Origin of the sequence: Streptomyces sp. NPDC059455, assembly GCF_042750115.1 — a bacterium.
GTDB lineage: Bacteria > Actinomycetota > Actinomycetes > Streptomycetales > Streptomycetaceae > Streptomyces > Streptomyces endocoffeicus.
In genome coordinates this window covers 1-3,292 of the sequence record NZ_JBHYVB010000430.1, presented here as the reverse complement: position 1 = coordinate 3,292, position 3,292 = coordinate 1, and the positions used below count along the sequence as shown (strand labels likewise).

Below are 3,292 nucleotides of genomic sequence, written 5' to 3'. Positions count from 1 at the left end.
GGGCCGGGGCGCCACCGGCCCCGCGTCACCGCCGCGGGTGTGCCGCGCCGCGGGAGGGGCCGTCGGCTACGACTTGGACGCCCGGAAGTTCCGGAACAGCAGATAGGTGTCGAGGATGTCCGACGAGGCGCTTTCGACCGAGCGGTAGATGCCCCACTTGGGCCGCTGGTAGTCGTCCTGGTCGGGCATCTTCACATTGGACATGCTGCCCTGGACCGCCACCGGGGCGCCGGACCCGGTGCCGTTGCGCACCACGCAGGCCGCCTTGCCGCTCGAGCCGACGGTGAACGTCCACTCGATGGTGATCCACTTGTTGCGCAGCGGCGCGAGGTTCGTCGAGGCGATGTCCGGTGAGCCGGAGTTGGCGTACGCACGGGCCCGCAGCAGCTCCGTGCTGCCGCTGCGGCCCAGGTCCAGGGTGATGTACGGACCGCCGTTGTCCACCGGGGTCTTGGTCTGGAAGATATGGGTGAACTTGCTGGTGCCGTGCAGCGAGGTGGGCATGAACATCTCGTAGCTGAGACTCCACGTCTCACCGTCGCGCATCTTCACGGCGGAGCCGTCCTGCACCATGCCCTTGGACTCGGTGCGCTGGCGGTCGCCGCCCCCGGTGGTGTCCCGGTCGTCCTTCCAGATGTTGAAGCGGTAGTGGTCACCGCCCTCGACGATCACGTACTTCCGGTCGGGGTGAGCGCCGCCGCGGTCGGCCTCGATGCCCTCGAACGCCTTGAGCCCGTCGCTGGACGGGTCAGGATGCCAGAGCAACTGCGCGGCCGCGGCGCGCGAGGCGGCGGAGGCCAGGGTGGCGCCCGAGGTCAGCTGCCCGAGGGCGATCGGTGTTCCGACGGCCGCGGCGGCCATCGAACCGAGGACCCGGCGGCGGCTCAACGGGTGGGGAGCGGGGGGTTCTGCCATGGTCGTTGACTTCCTTCCTGATCCGGTAAAGGAGTGGCGTGCTCATGGCGCACCACGCACCTTGGACCGGACCAAATGGACCGTCAAGGCTCACGGACGGTTCTTTACCTGAGAATGGTTCATGTAGATGGACAGCCCTGCTGTCTTCTGGTGCCTGTGAGGGTTTCTCCGTCCCTCATCTTGAGCGATTGTTCGTTCTTATGAACTCGTAGACACTGTCTACGAAAGCCTGGTAGACAGTGTCTATGGCTGAGCGTGAGCAGGACACGGGTCTCCGGTCCCGGTTGGTGGACGTCGGAGTGGAGCTGGTGGACGAGGAGGGCGTCGGTGCCCTCTCGCTGCGGGAGATCGCCCGCCGGGCCGGGGTGTCCCACGGCGCCCCGCGGCGGTATTTCCCGACACATCTGTCCCTGCTGTCCGCCATCGCGCGCCGCGGCTTCGAGAGCCTGGCCGCCCAGGCCGGTGCGGCGATCGCCGCCCATGAGAGCGATCCCCGCGCGCAGTTGACGGCGCTGGCGCGGACCTGGCTCGACTTCGCGCTGACCAACCGCGGCATGTTCGAGCTGATGTTCCGTCACGATCTCCTGGAGAGCGACCACTTGGGCCTGCGGGAGACGAGCCTGCCGCTCTTCGCCACCCTCGTCGACCTGGTGGCCGGGGCGCGGCCGGACTCCGGCGCGGAGCCACGGATCGTCGCGGGCGCGCTGTGGGCGAATCTGCACGGCATCGCCCAGCTGTGGGGCTGGGGCAGCCTTCAGCTCGCGGTGGGAGGCGATGATCCCGAGCCGCTGCTGCGGGCCGCGCTCGACGCCCACCTCGGCCCGGAGGCCCGATGAGCTCCCCGCGCGGACGGCGCCTCACCCTCGTCGCGAGCGTCACCGGAGCCGTGATCGTCGCCCTGGACGGCACTGTGCTGACCGTCGCCCAGCCCCGGCTGCAACGGGACCTCCATGCCACGTTCGCCCAGGTCCAGTGGACCAGTACCGGGTATCTGATCGCCGTGGCGAGTCTGCTGGTGTTCGCGGGCCGCCTCGGCGACCGCTACGGCCATCGGCGCGTCTTCGCCCTCGGGATGCTGGGCTTCGGCGCCGCCTCGGCGGGCATCGGGTTCGCGGGCGGCATCGGCTGGGTGATCGGGCTGCGGGTCGCCCAGGGCGTTTTCGGGGCGCTGCTGCAACCCGCCACCCTCGGGATGCTGCGGGCCGCGTACCCGCCCGACCGGCTCGGCCGGCCGGTCGCGGTGCGGACCGGCGCCATCGGGCTGGCGGCCGTGGCCGGTCCGCTGGTCGGCGGGGCGCTGACCACCCACCTGGGGTGGCGGGCGGTGTTCTTCGTCAACGTCGTGCCCGCCCTCGCCATGGGGCTGGCGGCACTCGCCGTCCGGGCCCCGGCGGTGCTCGCTGTCCGCGCCCCGGCGGCGCCCCGTGAGACCGCCCGGCCGCGGCTCGATCTGCCCGGTGCGGGCCTGCTCGCGGTGGCGCTCGCCGGGCTGGTGCACACGCTCGTCGGCATCCCCGAAACCGGCTGGACGGTGGCGACCGCGCTCGGGCTCGGGTGCGCCGTGGCGGCCGGAGGAGTCTTCGTACGGCATGAGCGCCGGACGGAGGATCCGCTGGTGCCGCCGGGTGTGCTGCGGTCGGCCACCGTCGGCCCGGCGCTCGGTGTGCTGGTGGCCGCGTCGGCCGCACTGTTCGGGGCGCTGTTCCTCGGCACGTACTACCTCCAGGACGTGCTCGCGCTGGATCCGTTTGCCAGTGGGCTGCGGGCGCTGCCGCTCGCGGTGATGATGGTGCTGGGCGCGCCGGTGGCGGCGATGCTGACGCGCCGTCAGGGTGCCCGCCGGACGGCGGTGGCGGGGATGGTTCTGGTGGCGGCCGGTGTGCTGCTGATGTCCCGGCTCGGCCGGGGCTCGGGCGCCGAGGCGATCGGTGGCTGCTTCCTCCTGCTGGGCGCGGGTTTCGCCACCGTGATGGTCACCGCGACCACCGTCGTCGTGCGGGACGCGTCCGTGGACACCGCCGGGGTGGCGGGCGGGCTCCAGCAGACCGCCATGAACATCGGGCCCGCGCTGGGGGTCGCCGCCGCCACCACGCTGATGAGCGTGGCCGGGCGGGGCGGCACCGCCGGACGGCCGCCCGGCGACGGGCCGCGCTGGGCGGCCGATGTCTTCCTCTCGGCGATGGGACCGGCGCTGACGGTCCTCGCGGCCGTGGCCGCGGCCGGTGCGCTGTTGGCCACCAGGCTGCCCGGCCGTGCGGCGGCGCGGCGGCCGGAGGATCAGCCGGTGCATCCTCTCCCTGACGAAGCCAGACGCACCCAACCCCACCAACAACCCCGAGGCGGGGGCACAGGGGGCTGGGCGGGGGCGGGGGGGTGT

At 72.4% G+C, this 3,292-nt stretch carries 3 protein-coding genes; 2 read left to right on the top strand and 1 reads right to left on the bottom strand.

Translation table 11 applies throughout. From position 1 onward, the window contains the following. Positions 1 to 66 precede the first annotated feature (66 nt). The gene (locus ACFXB5_RS53195) at positions 67 to 915 is read right to left on the bottom strand and encodes a hypothetical protein (RefSeq protein ID WP_385223216.1); all 849 of its coding nucleotides are present in this window, start codon (positions 913 to 915) and stop codon (positions 67 to 69) included. A gap of 245 nt (positions 916 to 1,160) precedes the next feature. On the opposite strand from ACFXB5_RS53195, the gene ACFXB5_RS53190 reads away from it, so the two are divergent. Further along, complete coding sequence (locus ACFXB5_RS53190; protein ID WP_385223215.1) at positions 1,161 to 1,751, top strand: TetR/AcrR family transcriptional regulator; 591 nt, start codon at positions 1,161 to 1,163, stop codon at positions 1,749 to 1,751. Next, positions 1,748 to 3,292, top strand: a 1,545-nt coding sequence (locus ACFXB5_RS53185; protein ID WP_385223213.1) for an MFS transporter, incomplete at its 3' end; no start/stop codon positions are given. The genes ACFXB5_RS53190 and ACFXB5_RS53185, both read left to right, overlap by 4 nt.